14 protein-coding genes are annotated in these 22,636 nt (G+C 64.2%); 10 read left to right on the forward strand and 4 right to left on the reverse strand.

Going from position 1 to position 22,636, the window contains the following annotated elements:
* Positions 1-79 precede the first annotated feature (79 nt).
* The 3 genes from L4X63_RS05335 (at position 80) to priA (ending at position 5,196) form a co-directional block, all read left to right on the forward strand.
* Entirely contained in the window at positions 80-1,402 is a 1,323-nt protein-coding gene (locus L4X63_RS05335; RefSeq protein ID WP_250677547.1) for a DEAD/DEAH box helicase, read from the forward strand.
* Positions 1,403-1,638: 236 nt separating this feature from the next.
* A complete protein-coding gene (locus L4X63_RS05340) occupies positions 1,639-2,826 on the forward strand; it encodes an FprA family A-type flavoprotein (protein WP_250677548.1) in 1,188 nt (395 codons plus the stop codon).
* A 105-nt stretch (positions 2,827-2,931) separates the two neighbouring features.
* Positions 2,932-5,196: a replication restart helicase PriA gene (gene priA / locus L4X63_RS05345; RefSeq protein ID WP_250677549.1), complete on the forward strand. Its 2,265-nt coding sequence runs from the start codon at positions 2,932-2,934 to the stop codon at positions 5,194-5,196.
* 113 nt (positions 5,197-5,309) lie between these two features.
* On the opposite strand, the gene L4X63_RS05350 is transcribed toward priA, so the two are convergent.
* The 3 genes from L4X63_RS05350 to L4X63_RS05360 all read right to left on the reverse strand — a co-directional run bounded on the left by L4X63_RS05350 (position 5,310) and on the right by L4X63_RS05360 (position 10,210).
* Positions 5,310-7,232, reverse strand: coding sequence for a cytochrome c3 family protein (locus L4X63_RS05350; protein WP_250677550.1), 1,923 nt, complete (start codon positions 7,230-7,232; stop codon positions 5,310-5,312).
* A 582-nt stretch (positions 7,233-7,814) separates the two neighbouring features.
* Entirely contained in the window at positions 7,815-9,665 is a 1,851-nt protein-coding gene (locus tag L4X63_RS05355; protein WP_250677551.1) for a B12-binding domain-containing radical SAM protein, read from the reverse strand.
* On the reverse strand, positions 9,662-10,210 hold the full coding sequence (locus L4X63_RS05360) for an MXAN_5187 C-terminal domain-containing protein (protein WP_250677552.1): 549 nt from the start codon (positions 10,208-10,210) through the stop codon (positions 9,662-9,664). Before L4X63_RS05360 ends, L4X63_RS05355 begins: the two co-directional genes overlap by 4 nt.
* Positions 10,211-10,404: 194 nt before the next feature.
* On the opposite strand from L4X63_RS05360, the gene glmU reads away from it, so the two are divergent.
* The 3 genes from glmU (at position 10,405) to L4X63_RS05375 (ending at position 14,822) form a co-directional block, all read left to right on the forward strand.
* Positions 10,405-11,787 carry a bifunctional UDP-N-acetylglucosamine diphosphorylase/glucosamine-1-phosphate N-acetyltransferase GlmU gene (gene glmU, locus L4X63_RS05365; protein WP_250677553.1) on the forward strand — a complete coding sequence of 461 codons (1,383 nt, stop codon included), beginning with the start codon at positions 10,405-10,407 and terminating at the stop codon, positions 11,785-11,787.
* Positions 11,788-12,013: 226 nt separating this feature from the next.
* Positions 12,014-13,843: a glutamine--fructose-6-phosphate transaminase (isomerizing) gene (glmS, locus tag L4X63_RS05370; protein ID WP_250677554.1), complete on the forward strand. Its 1,830-nt coding sequence runs from the start codon at positions 12,014-12,016 to the stop codon at positions 13,841-13,843.
* 304 nt (positions 13,844-14,147) lie between these two features.
* Entirely contained in the window at positions 14,148-14,822 is a 675-nt protein-coding gene (locus L4X63_RS05375; protein WP_250677555.1) for a fibronectin type III domain-containing protein, read from the forward strand.
* A gap of 532 nt (positions 14,823-15,354) precedes the next feature.
* On the opposite strand, the gene L4X63_RS05380 is transcribed toward L4X63_RS05375, so the two are convergent.
* Positions 15,355-17,022 (reverse strand): methyl-accepting chemotaxis protein, encoded by a 1,668-nt coding sequence (locus tag L4X63_RS05380; RefSeq protein WP_250677556.1) that lies wholly within the window; start codon positions 17,020-17,022, stop codon positions 15,355-15,357.
* Between the two features lie 323 nt (positions 17,023-17,345).
* Here L4X63_RS05380 and L4X63_RS05385 point away from each other — a divergent pair, with 323 nt between their 5' ends.
* The 4 genes from L4X63_RS05385 (at position 17,346) to L4X63_RS05400 (ending at position 22,462) form a co-directional block, all read left to right on the forward strand.
* Complete coding sequence (locus tag L4X63_RS05385; RefSeq protein WP_250677557.1) at positions 17,346-17,909, forward strand: four helix bundle suffix domain-containing protein; 564 nt, start codon at positions 17,346-17,348, stop codon at positions 17,907-17,909.
* 188 nt (positions 17,910-18,097) lie between these two features.
* Entirely contained in the window at positions 18,098-20,434 is a 2,337-nt protein-coding gene (locus L4X63_RS05390) for an ATP-dependent helicase (protein WP_250677558.1), read from the forward strand.
* 31 nt (positions 20,435-20,465) lie between these two features.
* On the forward strand, positions 20,466-21,497 hold the full coding sequence (gene pdxA / locus L4X63_RS05395) for a 4-hydroxythreonine-4-phosphate dehydrogenase PdxA (protein ID WP_250677559.1): 1,032 nt from the start codon (positions 20,466-20,468) through the stop codon (positions 21,495-21,497).
* Complete coding sequence (locus L4X63_RS05400; RefSeq protein ID WP_250677560.1) at positions 21,494-22,462, forward strand: transglycosylase domain-containing protein; 969 nt, start codon at positions 21,494-21,496, stop codon at positions 22,460-22,462. The genes pdxA and L4X63_RS05400 overlap by 4 nt, the downstream gene beginning before the upstream one ends.
* The last annotated feature ends 174 nt before the right edge of the window (positions 22,463-22,636 follow it).

Consider the following 22,636-nt stretch of genomic DNA (forward strand, 5'->3'; position numbering starts at 1 on the left):
CTGCCACTTCCCTGGCAAAATTCGATCCCCGCGGTCTGGCAGCGGCTGGCGCCCTGTTGTCGTGGGAAAAAGGAAACGCATGTCTTTCGAATCGTTGAACCTCTCCGCCCCGATCCTCAAAGCCATTTCCGCCTGCGGTTACACCGCGCCGACCCCGATTCAGGCCCAGTCCATACCGCTGGCCCTCGAGGGGAAAGACCTCATCGGTTCTGCCCAGACCGGCACCGGCAAGACCGCCTCCTTCGTACTCCCGGCGCTTGAGCGCCTGCTGACCCCCTCCGAACTCCGCGGCAAGGGGCCGCGCGTCCTGGTGCTGACCCCGACCCGCGAGCTCGCCACCCAGGTCTCCGACGCCGTCCGCTCCTACGGCAAGTTCATGCGGGTGAGAAGCGGCTCCATCCTCGGGGGGATGCCGTACCGCTTCCAGATGGATCTCCTCTCCCGCCCGGTCGATTTCATCGTCGGCACCCCGGGGCGTATCATCGATCACCTCGAGCGCCGCACCCTGAACCTCTCCCGTCTGGAGCTCCTGGTCCTCGACGAGGCCGACCGCATGCTCGACATGGGGTTCTCGGAGGACGTGGACCGCATCGCCGCCGCCTGCCCGGAAGGGCGCCAGACCATGCTCTTCACCGCCACCATGGATGATCCCATGGCCAAGCTGGCCGCCCGCCTGCTGACCGATCCGGTCCGGGTGGCCGTGGAAGGGAAGGAGGTCGCCGAGCTCCAGATCGAGCAGCGCCTGCACGTGGCCGACGACATGAGGCACAAGAACCGCCTGCTGCAGCACCTGATTTCCGACGCGAGCGTCAGCAAGGCCATCATCTTCTCCGCCACCAAGAGGGACGCCGACCAGCTGGCCGCCGACCTCTACGCCCAGGGGCACGCCGCGGCGGCCCTGCACGGCGACATGTCGCAGGGGGCCCGCAACCGGACCATCGTCAACATGCGGCGCGGCAAGGTGCGGCTGCTGGTGGCCACCGACGTGGCGGCCCGCGGGCTCGACGTGAGCGGGATCACCCACGTCATCAACTACGACCTCCCGAAGTTTGCCGAGGATTACGTACACCGGATCGGCAGGACCGGGCGCGCCGGGGCCTCCGGGGTTGCCATCTCGTTCTGCTCGCTGAACGAGGTCGCCTACCTCGACCGTATCGAGCGCTACACCGGCAAGGCCCTCCCCCAGCACGTGATTCCCGGACTCGAGCCGACCCGGCAGCTCCGCAGGGCCAACGCCGGCCCCGGCGGCAAGAAGGGGCGTCCCTCCTTCGACCCGCGCCGCAAGTCCACGGGCCCCAAGGCGCGCTTCGGAGCCCCCGGCGGGAAGCCTGGCCGCCGCGACCAGGACGTGGTGGTCGAGTACCGCCGTGGCGGCCGCCGCGATAGTGGCAAACAGGGGTAGCATCGCTTCCCCCGCCAGCCGTAGAGCCGTATCCCGCCCGCCGGGGTACGGCTTTTTTTGCGCGGCGAAAGGCCCGGAGAGCCGGGCCGGGGAAGGGGGGGCAAAGGGGAAGAAGGGTTGCGTTGCCCTCCTCTTTTTGATAAGGTGCCGTGAATCAAAGGGTGCCCGCCGGAATATCCGGGGTGCCGACGTGCCGCGCAGGGCGCGAGCGCAAATTGACCGACAGGGGGTGCCCGATGGCTGGAGCCGTTGAACTTGGAAAGGATCTGTACTGGATCGGGGTGAAGGATCCCGGCCTGACCGTTTTCGATGATCTCTTCCCGACCGAGCACGGTACCACCTACAACTCGTACCTCGTCCGGGGTGCCACCCATACCGCCATCATCGACACCGTCAAGGCCAAGCGCTGCGAGGAGTTCCTGGAGAACATCCGCTCCCTCGTCGACCCGGCCGAGGTGGACTACATCGTAGTCAACCACTCCGAGCCCGACCATTCCGGCTCGCTCGCCTTCCTGCTCAAGCACTGCACCAAGGCGTGCGTGATCTCCAGCCAGGCGGCCAACACCTTCCTCAACAACCAGATTCACCAGCCGTTTTCGTCCCGGGTGGTCAAGGACGGCGAGACGGTCGACCTCGGCGGCCGCACGCTGAAATTCATCTCCGCCCCCTTCCTCCACTGGCCGGACACCATGTTCACCCTGCTCGAGGAGGACGGCGTCCTCTTCCCGTGCGATGCCTTCGGCGCCCATTTCGCCGCCGACGGGATCTTCGACGACGAGGTTCCCGACTTCCAGGCCGATACCCGCTTCTACTTCGACTGCCTCATGCGCCCCTTCAAGGATCGGGTGCTGGCCGCGGTGGCCAAGCTGGACGGGATCGACCTCAAGCTGGTCTGCCCGAGCCACGGCCCGATCTCGCGGAGCAACCCGCGCAGGATGGTCGATCTCTACCGGAAATGGTCCGAGCCCAAGGCCGGCGGGAAACGGGTCTCCATCCTGTACATCTCCCCGCACGGCAACACCGAGAAGATGGCCGAGGCGGTGGCCCGCGGGGCGAACCTCCCCGGCATCCACGTCACCCTCTGCCACATCAACCACGCCTCGGTGGCCGACATCCGCGACCTGATGGAGGAATCCGACGCCCTCATCTTCGGGACCCCGACCATCAACCGCGACATCCCGAAACCGATGTGGGACGTCCTCGCCTACCTCTCCACCGTGAGCCTCAAGGGGAACATCGGCGGGATCTTCGGAAGCTACGGCTGGAGCGGCGAGGCCTGCCGCTTCGTCGAGGAGCGCCTCAAGGGGCTCGGCTTCAAGCTTCCGGTCCCCTTCATCCGCTCCCCCTTCCTGCCCAAGGAGGAGATCATCGCCCAGTGCGAGGCGATGGGTCGCACCATCGCCGAAGAGGTCCTCAAGAAATAACGCCTATCCCGCCGGCCCCGCCGGTGGCCCGCTTTCCCCCCTCCCCGCCCGGGGAGGGGTTCCCTTCCTCCCTCGATCCCGTTGCCAACCCGTACGAGTATCTCCATGCCGACGCCGTCACCCCAGATCGTCGAGGTCGCCATCCCGCTGCCGCTGGAAGGAAGTTTCCATTACCTCCTTCCCGAGCGTCTGCAGGACCAAGCCACCCCCGGCAAGCGGGTGCTGGTCCCCTTCGGACGGCGCAAGCTGACCGGCTATCTCCTTGGCGTCGCCTCCGCCGCGGCCGACGGCATCGGCGAGCTGAAGGAGGTGCTGGAAGTCCTCGACGAGGAGCCCCTTTTCACCGCGCCCGAGTTGGAGTTCTACCGCTGGATCGCCTCCTATTACCTTCACCCGCTTGGTGAAGTGATCAAGATGGCGCTTCCGGCCGGGATCAACCTGGTGAGCCGCTACCGCTGCGAGAAGGGGGAGGACGGCACCCCCATCATGCGTGAGTACCTGAGCGGCGGGAAGAACGTGCGGACCGAGCGGTTCTACCGGGTACTCCCCGGCTCCGCCGAGCGGCCGCGCGGCAAGGGGGGGGAGATCCTCGACTTCCTCGCCGAGCAGGGGGAGAGCCCGGCGGGAGCCCTCAGGGAGCGGTTCGGGGCCTGCTCCCCGCAGCTGAACCGCCTCGTGGAGCTCGGGGCCGCCGCCTGCGACGAGCGCGAGGTCTACCGCGATCCCTTCCGCGCCGCGAGCTTCGGGCACGACCAGCCGCTGCCGCTCAACCCGGGGCAGCGGGAGGCGTACGACAGAATCGCCGCCGCCCTCGCCGGTGGCTCCTTCTCCCCCTTTCTCCTCCACGGGGTGACCGGCAGCGGCAAGACCGAGGTCTACCTCCAGTCGATCGCCGCCGCCCTGTCGGCCGGGAAAACCGCCTTGGTGCTGGTCCCGGAGATCGCCCTCACCCCGCAGCTGGTCGGGCGCTTCAAGAGGCGCTTCGAGGTGGGGATCGCCGTCTTGCACTCCGGGCTCTCCGACGGGGAGCGCTTCGACGAGTGGCGCCGGATCCGCCGCGGCGAGGCCTGCATCGTGATCGGCGCCCGCTCGGCCCTCTTCGCCCCCCTGGAGCGGCTGGGGATCGTGGTGGTGGACGAGGAGCACGAGGGTTCCTACAAGCAGTCGGAGGGGGTGCGCTACAACGCCCGCGACCTGTCGCTCGTGCGGGGGAAGCTCGCCCAGGCCGTGGTGGTGCTCGGCTCCGCCACCCCGCTCATCACGAGCTACCATGCCGCGATGAACGGACGGCTCGGCTACCTTCACCTCCCGAGCCGGGTGCGCGAGCTCCCGATGCCGGAGACGGTGATGCTCGACGCCCGCGGCCAGAAGGGGTTAACCTTCCTCCCCCCCTTGGTCGACGCCATCCGGGAGAACCTGGAGCAGAAGGGGCAGACGCTCCTCTTCTTGAACCGGCGCGGCTTCGCCACCTATCTTGTCTGCCACGACTGCGGCCAGGTCCTTCGCTGCCCCAACTGCGAAGTGACCCTCACCTACCACCGCGGAAAGGGGCGCCATGTCTGCCACTACTGCGACTACTCGCTGGCCGCTCCCACCCTCTGCCCGACCTGCGGCGGGGGGGAGATCACCCTCCTCGGGAGGGGGACCGAACGGGTCGAGGAGGAAGTGCAGGAGCTCTTCCCCGAGGCGCGGGTATCGCGCATGGACCGGGACACCACCAAGGGGAGAGGCGGCCACGCCCGCGTCCTGAAGGCGCTCGAAGACGGCTCGGTCGATATCCTGATCGGGACCCAGATGATCGCCAAGGGGCACGACTTTCCGGGGGTGACCCTGGTGGGAGTGGTCTCCGCCGACGCTTCCCTGAACCTCCCCGATTTCCGGAGCAGCGAGCGCACCTTTCAGCTGGTGACCCAGGTGATGGGAAGGGCCGGAAGGGGGGACCGCCCCGGCCGGGTGATGGTCCAGACCCTGGCCCCCGAGCACTACGCGCTCACCTGCGCGGTGGCCCACGACTTCGAAGGATTCTACCGGGAGGAGATCGCCTTCCGCGAAGAAGTAGGGTACCCCCCCTTCGCCCACCTGGTGGCGATGACCATCTCGTCCATCTCCAACCCCCAGGCGGAGAAAGCCGCCGAGGAAGCGGCCCGGCAGTTGCGTGGCCTGAAGACGGAGATGCGGATGAGGGTGGAAGTGCTCGGCCCCGTCACGGCGCCGCTCGGCAAGGTGCGGGGGCGGTTCCGCTGGCAGATCCTTCTCAAAGGGCGGGAGCGCTCCGAGCTGCACCGGCTGTTGGCGAGGTTCCGCGCCGGCTACACCCACCCCTCCACCGTCCGGGTAGTCATCGACGTCGATCCGGTGGAAATGCTGTAGCCACTCCCTCTCGCCAGCAAATCCCTCTCCGAGATAGTCCATCACCTAACCACAAACAAAAAAAGGGGCCCCCGTTCGGGAGCCCCTTTTTTATTGCAGCCGGTTCCCCGTTGTTACTGGGGAGGTGCCAGGAAGGCGTAGATCATGAACATCAGCAGGGTGATGCCGGTGAAGAGCGCCGTGAAGCCGAAGGCCTTCAGGCAGAAGTCGTAGACGACCCCGCTGGTCTTCTCGGCCTTGAACTCCTCGGTGATCCCGTCCTTCTCGTAGCGGGCCCACTGATCGCCACGCTCCTCGATGAACTCATGCTTCGGCATCTGACCGTTGAAGATGACGAAGTCCATCGGGAACTTCTCGGGACGCCCGTGGGTGTTGAAGAAGTGAACCGTGAAGATGAAGCCGGTAGCCAGGAGCGCCTCGTCGGAGTGGATGATGGTCGCTACGTTGAAGGCCCAGCCCGGGAGGAAGCTGCCGAAGAACTCGGGGAACCAGAGCATCAGGCCGGAGCCGCCGATGGCGAACATACCCCAGAAGACCGCGATGAAGTCGAATTTCTCCCAGTAGGTCCACCGCTCAAAGGTCGGCTTGGGACCCTTGAAGAAGAACCAGCGGACCATGCCGGCCACGTCGCTGATGTCGCGGAGGTTCGGCATCAGGGAGTCGGGTCCGAAGAACCTCTGGATGACGTTACCCTTGAGGTCCTTCCTGATGAAGAGGAAGTGGATGGAAAGACCGAGCGCCATGGCGAAGTAGACGAAGGTGATGCCGGCGCAGCAGCGGTGGATGAAGCCCGCGTTGGGGGCGCCGCCGTAAAGACCCATGAGGACCTTGGCCCACGGCTGGTCGCTGAACTTGAGCGGAAGACCGGTCAGCGAGAGGCCGAGGAAGCTGACGATCACCAGGAGGTGCATGAAGATGTGGCGTGCCTTGAAGCGGCGGTACACCTTGTGGCCGTCGACGATCTCGTGGTGGCCGACCATGGCGTGGGAGGCGCACTCGGCACCGAGGCTCGGAACTGCCTGGAGGTGGCCGACGGAGTGCAGCGAGTAACCGGCCTCGAGGGCGGCAGCCTTCTCACGGTTCTCCACGAAGCCGCGGATCATCCAGAGGAGGGTGTGGAGCCAGAAGACCGCGAAGGTGGAGACCAGCAGGCCGGTCATGGCGATGAAGGTGTAGAAGAGGATCGGGTAACGCTCGCGGTCGTTGTGCTCGCCGTGGGCGTAGAACTTGGTGAAGAGCACCGAGTCGCGCTTGTGGCAGTGGCCGCAGGTCTTCACGAGGTTAGCGGAGTTGACCGAGGAGTTCGGGTCCTTGACCGGGAGGATGGCGTGGGCGGTGTGGCAGTCGGCGCAGCCGGCGACCATCTCCGGGTAGCCCAGGCGGTAGTTTTTCCCGTGGTAGGAGGCGAGGTAGCTTTCCACCGCCACCTTGGAGATGTGGTTACGCTCGACGAGTTTCTCGTCGCCGTGGCAGCGGAGGCAGACCTTGGTGTGGAATTCGCGGTTGCTCTTGGAGCTCGGATCGCCGAGCGCCTTGATGTCGTGGAGGTTATGGCAGTCGTTGCAGGCGGCCGAATCCTGGTTGCCGGCCAAGACACCTTTGCCGTGGACCGACTGGGTGAAGCCGCGCTCGTCCTTGTGGCACTTCACGCAGATGGCGAGCACCCGGCGCTTGTCCTTGTTCCAGGAAGTGTGGGAGTGGATATCGGTGTGGCAGTTGGCGCACATGATACCTTTTTCGGTGTGGATGCTGCCGGCGTGCTCGAGGGCTTCCTTCTTGTGGCAGCGGACGCATTGTACCTTGCCGACCTTCACCTCGCCCTTCATGTGTTTGGCGAGCTCGACGATCTCGATATGGCAGCTCGTGCAGCCGTTTTTGCCGTGCACCGAGAGGGCCATCTGCGCCGCGTTGATCTTGTCGCCATGGCAACCGAGGCAGGTGGCCGGGTCGATGGCGAGCCCTTGCTGGGCGCCGGCTGGTCGAGCGAGTAGGACAAGCAGCAGTAACGGAACTAAGCGGGTGAAGATTTGTACCATTGTAATCTCCTCATAAAAAAGAAACATCGTTTTGCTAGACTGCATGCGTCAAATGGCACGTTAGGCGGCGTCTAATGTAATATGCAATAAACGATAAATCAACATAAAAAGCGTAGATTAATAAGGTTGATACAACTTTACCCGCCGCGAATTGGCGGAAAAAAGAGGAAAAAGTGCAGTGATTTGGCGAGGGTTGTCGACATTGTATACATTACCATTAGACAATTGTCCAGATAATTAATTAACAAAAACCAAGTTAATTGGCCGACGGTCGGCTAACTGTGGGGAAATTCTAGGTAGGAGGAATTTTATTAATCTTTTACCACCGCATCTCATTAGGCAAAATGCGGCTATTTGCCACTCATGGAGCATTGTCGGCATCCTGGTCGCCAACTTTACGGGAAAAATTTCAAGGGGATAGACCGTGACCAGCGAGAGCGGGCGCTCAATGGCCGCAGAGCCGCTGCAGAAGCGCCCCGACGGGGATATGGAGGTGCCCGGAGAGGACGGCCGGAGTCGGCCGAAGAGGCGTCCGGATAGGTGCGGCGGACTGACTTTTTGCGTGGAGCACTAGGGGAGCGATCAGGCGGGGGTGGCGATACCTTCGGAGAGGGCGAATTCCAGGAAGGAGAGAAGGTCTTCGCGCGGGATGGAGAGCTCGCGTCCGAGCTCCCCGGCGGGGCGCTTGCCGTCCAGTGCGGCGAGGAGCCGGTAGTACGCCTCGGAGACCGATTCGGTGCAGACCTCCCCCTGTCCGGGGTAGATGATCGCCCAGGAGGGGGAAGGGCGAAAGCAGGAGGCGAAGGCGGAAAGCTCCATCTCCCCCGCCTCGAGGATGTCGAGGATCTCGTAATTGAAGGTGGCCAGGAAGGCGGACGGCGCCAGAGCCAGCGGGCGCCGCAGCGGATCGATCCCCTTGAGCTGCCGGCTGGTAAGGGGAAGGGGAGGCTCGGCCATGAGCGCCTGGGCGTAACGGTGGTGGTAGTCGACCAGGTCGAGGGCGAGCGGGAGGAGACGGGCCTTGCGGCCGCCGTACATCTCGCCAAGGAACTGGCGTTGCAGTTCCCAGATCGCTTCCTCGGGGATCTCCTCCTCCCGGACGTTCCCCCGCTTCTTCAGGAACGCCCCGAAGGCGGCCAGGAAGGCGGAAGGGGTCAGGCGCAGGGGGGCTACCACCGGGTTGAACCAGGCGACCGCCTTCCCGCGGCTGTAGAAGACGTCGCAGGCGGTGGCGAGCAGCGCGGCCTCGGCCAGCTCGTCCGCGGAGAAATCCGGCGTGGAGGTAACGGTGTAGGGCGGATCGGGAAGGTGGGCGAGCTTTACCTGGTCGGCCTTCCGGTACAGCCGGGTGCCGGGGAGCACCGCGAGCGGGAAGATGTCGAGGTGGTTCGGATAGAGCGCGAGGGCGAAGTCGAGCGACTGGCGAAAGAGCGGCAGCGAGTCTCCCGGGAGCCCGTAGATGAGGTCGAAGCCGAAGATGGCGCCGGTTTCGTTGAGGAGCATGACCCGGTTGCGGAAATCGTCGGGGTCGAATCCCCTTCCCACCGCCCGCATCACGGCCGGATGGGAGCTCTGGAGCCCAATCTGCAGCGAACAGGTGATGGAGGCGAAGAGCTCGGCCATTTCCTCGTCGATGAATTCGCTCCGCACCTCGAAATGGAAATGCACCCCCGGGGCGATCTTCCGGATCAGCCGGAGGATCTCTTTGGCGCGCTCCGGGATCTTGTTGAAGGTGGAATCGAGCACGAAGACCTGGGGAACCTTCAGGCGGGCGAAGAGCTTGAGCTCCTCCCGGATCCGCTCCAGGGCAAAGCGCCGGACCCCGCCCCCTCCCTTGTGGTCGAAACAGAAGGCGCAGGCGAAATCGCAGCCCCGCGAGAGCTGCCAGAGGACACCTCCGGTGGCGGCGGGATCGAGGAGTCCGCCCAGGTACGGGGAGGGTATCGCCTCGAGGTCGAAGGGCGGGGAGGGCGGTGCGCTCCCCTCGCCGGGGAGAAGGAGCCCGGGGACGTCCCGCAGCGCCCCTCCCGACGCGAGCCGCCGGACGGCTTCACGGAAGGGCCCCTCCCCCTCTCCCATGATCAGGAAGTCGAAGGGGGCGGGCGCCGATAGCGGGGACGGATTGGCGGTGACCTCGGGCCCGCCGGCGCAGATGGTGAGGTCCGGCTTGAGCCTTTTCAAGGCGCGGGCAACCTCGACCGTCTCTTCCCTGCTCCATACATAGACGGAGAAGGCGACCAGGTCGGGACCGGTGGAGAGGATCTCCCGGGCCCCTTCCTCGGCGGAGGTCTCCAGGTAGAGGTCGCAGAGCCCGCTCGACACCCGTCCCGCGAGACCGGCGTCGGCATCCAGCACGGACTTTAAGAACGCGCAGGCGAGCGGCACCGCCTGGGGGGAGCGCCGGGGATGAATGGTAACCAGGGTGATCTTCATCGTTTGGATAACTTCTGGCGGGCCTTGACGCGCGGCTTGCCCTCCTCGATGACCACGACGAGGTCGACCTCTTTCGCGCCGTACTTGCTGAGGATGGCGGGTTTCTGCTTTTCGATGGCCTTGAAGAGCGCCTCGCGGGTGACGTTATTGACCGGCAGGTTGCAGGCGCGGCGGGCGGTGAGGTACTGCTGGTAGACCCTTTCCATCTCTTCGCCGTTGGAGACGGGAGCCTGCCGGGCAGGTTTCTTCTCCTGGTTAAGGGTCATCCGGAAGCGCTCGCGCTCGTATTTCCCCTCCTCGATCAGGCGGTTGATCCGGGTCCATTTCTGGCGGTGGACGTTGAGGGCGGCCACGGCGGAGTCGTAGCGGAAACGGTCGCGGGTGTTGGTGATGCTCACGTTCTGGTAGCGGCGGACCTGGCGTTCGACCTCGTCGAGCAGGCGCACCGGTTCCCTCTTCTCGATACCGAAAAAGTACTGCTCGTACTTTATGATCAGCTCGCGGAGGTCCTGCTCCAGTCGCGCGATGTCTTCAGTGGTGCCCATTCCGCCTCCCTGGCGAACTATAACGGTAACTTGGGCCCATGTAAATCGCAAAAAATAAGGAAATCGCGCCCGGTTGCGGGGGGGCAAAGACTTGACTGACGTTGGCAATGTTGCTAGAAGTAGAAACTTATCATTTACTAACTTGTATACAGAAATGGAATTCCTTCGCCGGCCGGCGAAGGTGAGGAGAACTCATGGCGAAGCTTTCCGCTGTCGTACTGGCCGCCGGGATGGGGACCAGAATGAAGTCCGCCCTGGTAAAGGTGATGCATCCGCTCGCGGGTGCTCCGATGATCGCGTGGCCGGTGGCCGCCGCCTTCGAGGCGGGGGTCGATGCCGCCGTGCTGGTGGTAGGGCACCAGCAGGAAAAGGTCCGCGGCTATTTCGCGCAAGGGGAAAAGGAAGTCTCCTTTGCCGTCCAGGCCGAGCAGCTCGGTACCGGCCACGCGGTGCGCTGCGCAATGCCGCACCTTTCCGCCGGGACCGATACCGTGCTGATCCTCTGCGGCGACACCCCGCTTCTGACCGCCGCCACGCTGGGCGCCATGGTCAAGGTGCACGAGGCGAGCGGCGCCACCCTGACCGTGATGACTGCCCGCTTCGCCAACCCTTTCGGCTACGGACGGGTCCTCAAGGGCGATGACGGAAGCGTCACCGCCATCGTCGAGGAGAAGGACGCGAGCGACGAGGAGCGCAGGATCCAGGAGGTGAACGCCGGGGTCTACTGCGTGGACCGCGCCTTCCTGGCCGAGGCGGTGGAGAAGCTCGACGCCAACAACGCCCAGGCCGAATACTACCTGACCGACGTGATCAAGCAGGCCGTCGGCCAGGGGCGCAAGTGCCTCTCCTACACGGTGGCCGATCCCGCCGAGATCTCCGGCGTCAACGACCGGGTGCAGCTCGCCGAATCGGCGCGCATCCTGAGGGGAAGGATCAACCGGGAGCTGATGGTTTCCGGGGTGACCATGATCGACCCGGCCGCCGTCTATATCGACCGCGGCGTCACGATCGGCCGCGACACGGTGATCCACCCCGGCGTCACCATCACCGGCCAGACGGTGATCGGCGAGGGGTGCGAGATCGGGCAGGGTGCGGTAATCAGCGCCAGCCGCATCGGCGACGGGAGCGTCATCAAGGCGGGGAGCGTCATCGAGGAGGGGCATCTCCACGAGGAGGTGCAGATCGGCCCCATGGCGCACCTAAGGCCCGGCTGCGAGCTGATGGCCAAGGTCAAGATCGGCAACTTCGTGGAGACCAAGAAGATCGTGATGGGGAAAGGGTCCAAGGCCTCCCATCTCACCTACCTGGGGGACGCCACCATAGGGACCGGGGTCAACATCGGCTGCGGCACCATCACCTGCAACTACGACGGCGTGAAGAAACATCACACAACCATCGAGGACGATGTCTTCGTGGGAAGCGACGTACAGTTGGTGGCGCCGGTCAAGGTGGGAAGGAACTCTCTGATCGCGGCGGGAACCACGGTAACAATCGATGTCCCCCCCGATTCTCTGGCTATCTCGCGTACTCCCCAAGTCAACAAGGAGGGGTGGAAGCTGAGAAAGGGAAAAGGTTAGAACTTTTTTTCCTGGAAACTTGCCACAATTTCCCCAACCCTGCTATACTCATGTACTCCGAGATTAGACGAAATAGAGAAATGGGAACAGGGTTGGGATCTCCACTCCCTCCTCACGTAGCCTTTTCACTGTCAGAATCATCATTTTAATTCGCCGCGGCTATCGACGCCGGACCCGGGGTTCTCAGAACTGCCGGGCCGGCGGCGTTGGCCAGAAGGGGTGTCACATGTGCGGTATCGTGGGATACACGGGGGGCAGGGATGCCACCTCCATCATCATCGAAGGACTGAGAAAGCTCGAGTACCGCGGGTACGACTCCGCCGGGATCTGCACCATAACCGAGGGGAAGGCGAGCATCAAGCGCAGCGAAGGAAAGCTCATCAACCTGGAGCGCCTTCTGGCCGCCGATCCGATTGACGGCACGGTCGGCATCGGGCACACCCGCTGGGCCACCCACGGGCGCCCCTCCGAGATCAACGCCCATCCCCACCAGGCCGGGAGCGTAGTGGTGGTCCACAACGGGATCATCGAGAACTACCTCCAGCTCCGCGACCAACTGAAGGCGGAGGGGGCCACCTTCAAGAGCGAGACCGACACCGAGGTCATCTCGCACCTGATCGAGTCCAAAAGGAAGAAGACCGGCAACTTCGAGACCGCCGTGCGCGAGGCGCTGGCCGTTTTGGAGGGAGCCTATGCGGTCTGCATCCTGTGCGAAGACGAGCCGGGGGTGCTGATCGCCGCCAAGCTCGGCGCGCCGATGGTGGTCGGCCTGGGCGAGGGTGAATACTTCGTCGCCTCCGACATCCCGGCCATCCTCTCCCATACCCGCTCCATGATCTTTTTAGAGGACGGCGAAGTGGCGGTCTTCAAAAACGGCGGCGTGAAGTTCTCCACCATCGCCGGAGAAGCCCTCGAAAAGACCCCGCGCCACATCGACTGGTCCCCGCACATGGCCGAGAAGGGTGGCTACCGCCACTTCATGCTCAAGGAGATCTTCGAGCAGCCCCGCGCGGTCAGGGACACCATCGCCGGCAGGCTGCGCGAGGTCGAGGGCGACGTCTACCTCGAAAACCTGGAGATGACCGACGCCGACCTGCAGAAGATCGACCGGATCTGCATCATCGCCTGCGGCACCTCCTGGCACGCGGCGCTGGTCGGCAAGTTCCTGATCGAAGAGCACTGCCGGGTGCCGGTGGACGTGGACATCGCCTCCGAGTTCCGCTACCGCAACCCGGTCGTGAACGACAAGACCCTGGTCATGCTGATCTCCCAGTCCGGGGAGACCGCCGACACCCTGGCCGCCATGCGCGAGTCCCGGCGCCGCGGCGGCAAGGCGGTGGCCATCTGCAACGTGGTCGATTCCTCCATCGCCCGCGAGGCCGACGGCGTCATCTACACCCACGCAGGACCCGAGATCGGGGTCGCCTCCACCAAGGCCTTCGTGACCCAGCTGATCGCGCTCTACCTCTTCACCATCCGGCTCGGGCGCGCCCGCGGGGCGATGAGCTGCGAAGAGGGGAGAAAGCTTATCTCCTCCATCGTGCGGGTCCCGGCCCTCATGGAAGAGACCCTGAAGTTGAACGAACAGGTGGAGAAGGTGGCAAGAAACTACATGGCCGCCCGCGACTTCCTCTACCTGGGGCGCGGAATGAACTATCCGATCGCGCTGGAAGGGGCCTTGAAGCTCAAGGAAATCTCCTACATCCACGCCGAGGGGTACGCAGCCGGCGAGATGAAGCACGGCCCGATTGCCCTCATCGACGAGAACATGCCGGTGGTGGTGCTGGTACCGAAGGGGGCCAACTACGACAAGGTCTTCTCCAACATGGAAGAGGTCAACGCCCGCGGCGGCCGCGTGATCGCCGTCTGCTCGGCCGGCGACGAGAAAGTGAAGTCCAAGGTCGAAGTGGCGCTGGAGATCCCCGAGGACGGCGAGGACGTGGTGCCGATCATCGTCTCCATCCCGATGCAGCTCTTGGCCTATCACGTGGCGGTCCTCAAGGGAACCGACGTCGATCAGCCGAGAAACCTCGCCAAGAGCGTTACCGTCGAATAGACCTCCCCGCCGATCCGGTTCCCCTTTCACCTACGTTCCCTCCCCTTCAGGGGGAGGGACGGGGTGAGGTTGGGGTGACTGCCAAAAAAATTTCTGCCGCCTTCCCCCCCCGTTTCATGAGATATCCGTTTAACCATCCCCAGTCGTTTCGTAGCATTGGGAGTGCTTAATGCGCAAATCCCTGCTTCCTCATTATACTCTCCCCGTCCAACGCCACCTCACCCATCGCCCTCCCTCTTGCCTTCGAAACCTCCTTCTGTAAACTCGTTCGGAGAAGTACCAATTCGAGGAAAGGAGGCCCCGTATGCCGAAGAAGAATCAGCAACGGCCGAAGAGACCATTGACAACCTGGCTGGCCGGGGAGCAGATACCCGGTTTGCTGGCCCAAACAAGCGCCATCCTGGGGCGCGTCGCCGCTCACGACTGCTATCGGCCGGGACAGAATCCGTCGGCAGTGGACGCCATCCTTACATCGATGGCTAAGGGACACGCGACACTCAACCAGGCCTATCTCGCGGTTTTGGGCGGGGACACCTCCCAGACCGCTCTGAGGGACGAAACCAAGGCGAAGCTGGTGATGGATGTCTACCACTTCGGTAACTGGGTCGAAATCCTTGGGCGGGACAATCCCGATGCGATGCTCAATACCGGCTACGCGCCCGCCACCTGGGTGGCGAGGAACATGGTGCCGCCGCTTTTGCGTGTCACGGCCACGGGGCTCAGACCTTCGCACGGAAGTCACCTGAGGAGCATGAGAATCAAGTTTGCCGGGGCCAAAGGGGTGAGGTCCTGGGAGCTCTGGTGGACTGCGTCGGATCCCTCCGTCGAGGGGAACTGGGGTTTCCTGAAGAGCGGATCGACCACCAAATTCGAGTTCGACGGGCTCGAGCCGGGGAGGCTGTACTATTTCCGGATCAGGGGGGTGAACTCGCGCGGGCCCGGGCCTTGGTCCGCGGTGGTGAGCCTCCGGGCGATCTGAAGTAGCATTCCGGGGGCCAGGCATCCCGCCTGGCCCCGTTCCCTCTCCCCTTTCTTGAATCTTCCTCCTTCAGCGCAAACCTCGGCCGCAACTCTTCTGGGCCCGTTGCGCCAATCCCAATCCCTTCATAACGGCGAGTTGTCCTTCCCTTATCTTGTGAGCTGGTTGACTTAGGTCCCCCTGCATCAAGCGCTGGCCGGTGGGAATAAGCAAAAACCCGCCGCACCAAGCTTATTTCCGTGGAACCAAGCTTATTTCCGGTGAAGGTAAGTTCGTTTCCAGCGTTTCAAGTCACAATCCTCCCCGTCGAAGGATTCCTTCTCCGGCTGTCAACTCCGGACGCCTCGTTTTCAACAAAAAACGTTCATTTTTTGTTCCAGCGTCGAGAGTTTAAACTCCCACCGGTGGATTTAAGCTTGAGTCGGCGGATTCTTGCTTGAATCCGCCGAATTTTGCTTGAGCCCTGCGGCCCAAGCTTGGGACGGTGGCAACGATGGATGAGCCTGTGGCGAAGCGGGTTATCGGGTAATGATTAGAATGCCTCGAAGTCGTCGTCGGGCGCATCGGGTGCGGGGACAAGGTCGCTTCCCACAGTGGCTTTCCGGGAGGCGCCGCCCCGCCCGGAGGCGGCCTTGGTCAACGCTACGTGCTTGGCGGCGGTTTTGACGGGTGCTGGGCGGCGAAGCTCGTGGCCGGCGCCGAGGTTGAAGAAGGCGATGGAGCCTTGGAGCTGCTCGGCCTGGCCGTTCAGCTGTTCGGCGGTGGAGGCCATCTCCTCGCTGGCGGAGGCGTTTTGCTGGGTGACGTGGTCGAGCTGCTGGAGCGCCTTGTTGATCTGGTCTGCCCCGCTCTCCTGTTCGTGACAGGAGGCGCAGATCTCCTGGACCAGTTCGGCGGTGCGCTGGATGTCCGGTACCATCTCGTCGAGCATCCTCCCGGCCCTTTCGGCAATCTCGACGCTGTTGAAGGAGAGCTCGGAGATCTGCACCGCGGCCCCCTGGCTCCGCTCGGCGAGCTTTCTCACCTCGGAGGCGACCACGGCGAATCCCTTGCCGTGTTCTCCGGCCCGGGCGGCCTCGATGGCGGCGTTCAGGGCCAACAGGTTGGTCTGGCGGGCGATCTCCTCGATGATCACGATCTTGCCGGTGATCTCCTTCATCGCCTCGACCGTCTGGGTGACGGCCTTCCCGCTTTCCTTGGCGTGAGTGGCGCACTGCACGGCGATCCGCTCGGTCTGGGTGGCGTTTTCGGCGGTCTGGGTGATGCTCGACGACATCTCCTCCATGCTGCTCGTGACCTGCTCCGCCGCCGAGGCCTGCTCGCTCGCCCCCTGGCTCAGTTCCTCGGCTCCGGCCGAAAGTTGCTGGCTTCCGGAGGCGACGCCGTGGGAGGCACCGGTCACTCCTTCCACCACCTCGCGTAGCCTTTCCACCATATCGTTGAGGGCATGGGCAAGCTGCCCTACTTCGTCACGGGAGTTGGCTTCCATCTTCTGGGTGAGGTCTCCGGCGGACACCGCCTGGGCGAAGGCGACTCCGTAGCGAAGCGGGAGGGCGATCATACGGGCGATGAAAAGCCCGAAGAGCACCGCGAGGATGGTCCCCGCGGCGACGGCGGCCACCATCCGTTGCGATGCGCTGGATGCCACGGCACTGTTGTCGTCGGCGGTCGTTTTGGCCTGTTTGAGTTTGGCGGCTACCAGGCGGTCGATGACCTCCTGGTAGTGGACGGCGGATTTCTTCCCGTCGCCGGTGAGGATGGTGCGGGCTTCGGCGTCGCGGTCGAGGTCGGCGAGCTCGATGACCTTCTCGATGTAACGGCCGTACTCCACCCGGACCTGCTTGTAGTCGTCGAGGAGCCGCCTGCCTTCCTCGCCGGTAAGGGTCTTTTCCACGGCCTTGACCTTCCCGGTGATCTCGGACCGCAGCGCCTGGATGGTGGCCTTGATGCGGGCCTTTTCGGCGGGATCGTTGGTCTCGACGAGGTCGCGCAGGTTGATCCGCACCCGCTGGAAATTGACTGCCATGGTCCCCATGTCGCCAAGCGGGACGGTGACGGTCTCGTACAGCCTGGCGTCGGCCGCTTGGATCTGCCGGATCTTCGTGATCCCGATCCAGCCGATGACGGCGGCGATGACGGCCAGGGTGAGAAAACTGATAACCAGTCTGCTGCCGATCCGCATGTCTTTGAACCACTGCATTTAGTACCCTCCGTGCCTGCGCCAATACTCATAAAAAATAATCTGGATTGCGAAAATGTGCCGCCAGCCTTTGGAGTTGCCTGGGAAGGCGGACTATTATCAATTGATCGACAGGTTGTGGGAGTTCTTAAGAGAATTCTGCCTGGGAAGGGACCCAAAGGGACTCAAGGGACCCAAGGGAAAAGGACCCAAGGGACAACAGGGACCTCAGGGACTTAAGGAAGGGACAACGGCAAAGGTGCTGCTATCATTTTCTTCAATGGCAATATGTGTCCCTGCTGTCCCTGCTGTCCCTGTGGTCCCTGGTTTCGAAGGAGGCTCTTATGGCTGGCTTTATTCCGCCACACGGCGGGTACCACTCTTTGCTCTCCTACCAAAAGGCGGTCATCGTGTACGACGCTACAGTCTACTTCTGCAACCGCTTCATTGACCGCCGCAGCCGCACTCACGACCAAATGGTCCAGGCCGCCCGCTCGGGTAAACAGAATATCGTCGAGGGCTCCCTAGCCTCTGCAACCTCCAAGGAAACCGAAATCAAACTCACCAACGTCGCTCGCGCTAGCCTCGAAGAACTCCTCGAGGATTACCGCGACTTCCTCCGCTCTCACGGCGCTGCCGAATGGGACCGCAACCACCAACAGGTCCTCCGCCTTCGCAAACTGGTCCGCCTCCCCGACGCTAATTACGATACCTTCCGCTCCGGCATCGAACACTCCGACTCTGCCTTCTCCGCCAACACCATAATCGGCATCGTCAAGGTCACTAACTTCCTCCTCGATCACCAATTGACCCAACTGGAGGAGGCTTTCCTGCGGGAGGGGGGATTGCGCGAAAAAATGACCCACGCCCGCCTCGAAGCCCGCAACTCCCAGCGCCACCAGAAATGATCCCCTCTCCGCATCTACCCTCGCCGCTTTAAAGGGAGAGCCGAAGCCCGGGGTAGGGTTGGGGAGGGTACCTTCGCCTTCCCTGCGAGGGCTTCCACGTGCATTCCCTTTTGACCTGAACCCGGCGAGGTGCTATAAGTAGGGGCGCTGTTCCCTGCGCTCATGGGCGCCTCAAGGATTGCCTCATCATGAAACTGCTTCACAACCTGAACCCTCCCCAGAAGGAGGCGGTGCTCCACGGGGAAGGGCCGCTCCTCATCCTCGCCGGCGCCGGCTCCGGCAAGACCCGCGTCATCGTCCACCGCATCGCCTACCTCATCCACGAACGCGGCATCCCCCCCTGGCAGATCCTCGCGGTCACCTTCACCAACAAGGCGGCCGGCGAGATGCGGGAGAGGATCCTCGACATGGTTGGCTCGGCGGAGGTTCCGTTCATCTCCACCTTCCATTCCAGCTGCGCCCGCTTCTTGCGCCACGATATCCACCACCTGGGCTACGCATCCAACTTCGCCATCTACGACGACAAGGACTGCGAGCGCCTTCTCAAGGAGGTGGCCGGTGAGCTCCTCTTGGACGAGAAACGCTACCCGGTGAAGGCGCTCTCGGCGGCCATCGACGAGTTCAAGAACTCGGGATGCCTCCCCGGCGACGCCCCGACCGGCACCCCCTACCAGGCCACCATCGCCCGGGTCTACGCCAATTACCAGGATCGCCTCAAGCGCTGCAACGCGGTGGACTTCGGCGATCTGCTTCTCCTCACCGTCCGCCTCTTCGAGGAGCATCCGGACGTCCTCTCCCGCTACCAGCAGCGCTACCAGTGGATCATGGTGGACGAGTACCAGGACACCAACGCGGTCCAGTACCGGCTGGTCCGCCAGCTCGCCGGGGAGCGGAGAAACCTCTGCGTGGTCGGGGACGACGACCAGTCGATCTACGGCTGGCGAGGCGCCGATATCCGCAACATCCTGGAGTTCGAGAAGGATTTTCCCGGCGTCAAGGTGGTGAAGCTCGAGCAGAATTACCGCTCCTCCCGCAACATCCTCGACTCGGCCTGGAACGTGGTGGAGAAAAACCGCGGCAGAAAGCCCAAGCGCCTTTGGACCGACAACCCGGAAGGGGAGCAGATCCACTACCGGACGCTCCCCAACGAGTGGGAGGAGGCCCGCCTGCTCTGCCGGGAGACGGCCCGCTTCCTGGAGGAGGGGGGGACTCTCTCGGACGTGGCGGTCTTCTACCGCACCAACGCCCAGTCCCGCGTCATCGAGGACGCCATGGTGGCGGCCAGCATCCCCTACCACATGGTGGGCGGGGTCCGTTTCTACGCCCGCCTCGAGATCAAGGACATCCTCGCCTACCTGAAGGTGCTCGACAACCCGGCCGACGAGGTGTCCCTGAAAAGGATCATCAACACCCCGCCCCGCGGCATCGGCGCCGCTACCGTCCAGCGCATCTCGGAGTACGCCTCCCAGCGTGAGGTCTCCTTCTATGCCGCCATGATGGAGGCCGCCACCGGGACGCTCCTCTCCGGCGCGGCCCGCAACAAGGTGACCGCCTTCGCGGTGGAATTGAAGGGGTACCGGGAGCTGACGGAGAAGCTCCCGCTCGACGAGCTGACCGCCGCCATCATCCAGGACACCGGCTACCTGGCGCGCCTGAAGTCGCAGCGAACCGACGAGGCCCGGGAGCGGATCGAGAACCTCCAGGAGCTCGTCACCGCCATGCAGGTCTTCGAGGCGGGGCCCGGCGAGAAGGGGCTCGCCCCCTTCCTCGAGCAGGTGGCGCTGGTCTCCGACCTCGAGGAGGTGGGGGAGGGGAAGAAGTCCTCGGTCACCATGATGACGCTCCACTCCGCGAAGGGGCTCGAGTTCCCGCTGGTCTTCATGATCGGCATGGAGGAGCGCCTCTTCCCGCACCTGCGTTCGCTGGAGGATCCTTCCCAGATGGAGGAGGAGCGGAGGCTTTGCTACGTCGGGATGACCCGGGCCAAGAAGCGCCTCTTCCTCACCAACGTGAGGAGGCGCCACATCTTCGGGCAGGAGCAGATGAACCCGCCGGCCCGCTTCCTGCGCGACATCCCGGCGGAGCTTCTCGACCAGGCCGACGAACTCCAGCAGTACCAGCAACAGCGCTCCTTCGGCTACCAGGAGCCGGCCTACAGCTATGACGGCGACCGCGGCACCTCCTTCCGGGAGCCCGCCTCCTCGCGCGGCGGCTCTTTCCGCGAGCCGGAAGCCCCCCGCGGCGCTTTCCAGCACCCCCAGCAGGCTCCGCCCCCCCCCTCCCACAACCTCGCCTCGCTCTTCGAGGAGGAGATGGAGCCGGAGGCGGACAACGAGGTCCGCATGGTCCCCGAGCATCACGAGGACGGCGTCTTCATCGGGATGCGGGTGCGCCACGCCCAGTTCGGACGGGGGACCATCCGCAAGATCGAGGGGGAGGGGGACAACCAGAAGGTGATCGTCTGGTTCAACTCGATCGGCCCCAAGAAGCTCCTGGTCCGCTTCGCCGGGCTGGAGAGGGATTGACGGCGGGTAGCCCGCCGGGAGGAGAAGATAGATGGATAAACCGGTGATTGCGGTGACCATGGGGGACCCGAGCGGGATCGGCCCCGAGATCATCGCCGCTGCCCTGGCCGACCCCGCGGTAGCCTCCCTGGCCCGACCGCTGGTGCTCGGCGACCGCCAGGCCATGGAGCGCGGGATCGAGGCGGCCGGGGTCTCCCTCGTCATCGAGAGCCTGGACGGCACCCTTCCCCCCGCCGCCCCCGCCCCGGGCGTCCTCTACCTTAGGGAGCTCTCCCACTTAGCCGCTGCCGACATGGTCTACGGCCGTCCCACCCCCGCGGGGGGCGACGCCTGTTTCCGCTACATCTGCGAGGCCGCCCGTCTCTGCCTGGAGGGGGAAGCCGCCGCCATGGCCACCGCCCCCATCAACAAGGAATCGATGAATTCCGCCGGGCACCACTACCCGGGGCACACCGAGCTCTTGGCGGAACTGACCGGCACCGAGGAGTTCGTCATGATGCTGGCGGGCGACCGGCTGCGGGTCACCCTGGTCACCATCCACGAGGCGCTCGCCAAGGTCCCCGGGCTGGTCACCTACGAGAAGGTCCTCTCCACCATCCGCATCACCCACCAATCCCTCTCCCGCTGGTTCGCGCCCAACCCGAAGCTCGCCGTGCTGGCGCTGAACCCGCACTGCGGCGAGGGGGGGATGTTCGGCGGCGAGGAGAGCCGGATCATCGCCCCCGCCATCGAAGCCGCCCGCCAGGAAGGGATCGACGCGGAGGGGCCGCTCTCCGCCGACACCCTTTTCCATTTCGCCGCTTCCGGAGGCTACGACGCCGTGGTCTGCATGTACCACGACCAGGGGCTCATCCCCCTGAAGCTCCTCCATTTCGACGACGGGGTCAACGTCACCCTCGGGCTTCCCATCATCCGGACCTCGGTCGATCACGGCACCGCCTATAATCTTGCGGGAACCGGCAAGGCCTCGGCCGCGAGCATGAAGGCGGCCTTCGTCATGGCGGCCGGGATGGCCGGACAGGGAGCGCCCGGCCGCGGGGGCGAGGAGGCCTCCAACCGATGAAAAAATACTTCTGGTGGGGCGTTGCCGCCGTCGCCCTCTACATCGTCTACGTCGGCGTCTCCCTCTTCTTCCTCCCTCCCGTCGAGACCCTCAAGGACCGGAAGACCAACGTCACCATCCAGGTCAAGGACTGGCACGGCGATTACCACCCTCTCGTGGTCGGCCCCAAGAACCGTTACTGGACCCCTTCGCCGTCGATCCCCCCCGAGATGAAATGGGCGGTCATCGTGGCCGAGGACTCCAATTTCTACAAGCACGAAGGGGTCGATCTGAAGGCCTTGAAGAACGCCATCAAGTACGACCTCGAGAAGAAGAGCTTCGCCCGCGGCGCCTCCACCATCACCCAGCAGGTAGCCAAGAACCTCTTCCTCTCCCGGGAGAAGACCATCACCCGTAAGGTGAAGGAGATCTATCTCGCCCGCCGGATGGAGCAGGAGCTCACCAAGGGGAGGATCATCGAGCTCTACCTGAACGTGATCGAGCTGGGCCCCATGGTCTACGGCATAGGCCACGGCTCGCACTACTACTTCGGGAAGTCCCCCTCCGCGCTGACCCCGCGCGAGTGCGCCTTCCTGGCCGCCATGCTCCCGGGGCCCCGGGTGGCCTACAACCCGTACAAGAACCTCGGCAAGGTCCTGAAGCGGTCGAACATGATCCTGAGGCTTTTGGCCGAGAAGGGGGTCCTCTCCCAAGGGGAGTACCAGGCGGCCCTCAACGAGATTCCCAACCTCGGCCGCATGCAGAAGAAGGTCGACGAGAGCATCAAGCAGGTGGAGGTCATGAAGAACATCTCCAGCGCCCGGCTCCCCGAAGCGGCCGAACCGAAGCCCGAAGGGGGCGGGACGGCCGGGGAGGAACCCAAGGAGGGTGTCCAGGATAAAGGGGCTCCGCCCCAGCCCCCGGCCCCCGAGCAGCAAGCGCCTCCGGCTGCCCCCGGCGACGCCACGGAGGGGGCGAAACCGTGACACTCCCTCATTACTCCCTCCCCGCCTCCCTTCCGCTCCCCCTCCCCGCCCCGGGGAGGGGAGGCACGATCTCTCCCGTTCTCTCCCGATCTCTCCCTAATTGGTTCCGTAGCGCTCAAGTTCACATTAATTTTGCCGATGTGTGCAGTGGAAGCGTATCCTGCAACAATCGGA

Source organism: Geomonas sp. Red32 (assembly GCF_023652955.1).
In the GTDB taxonomy this organism is placed as follows: domain Bacteria; phylum Desulfobacterota; class Desulfuromonadia; order Geobacterales; family Geobacteraceae; genus Geomonas.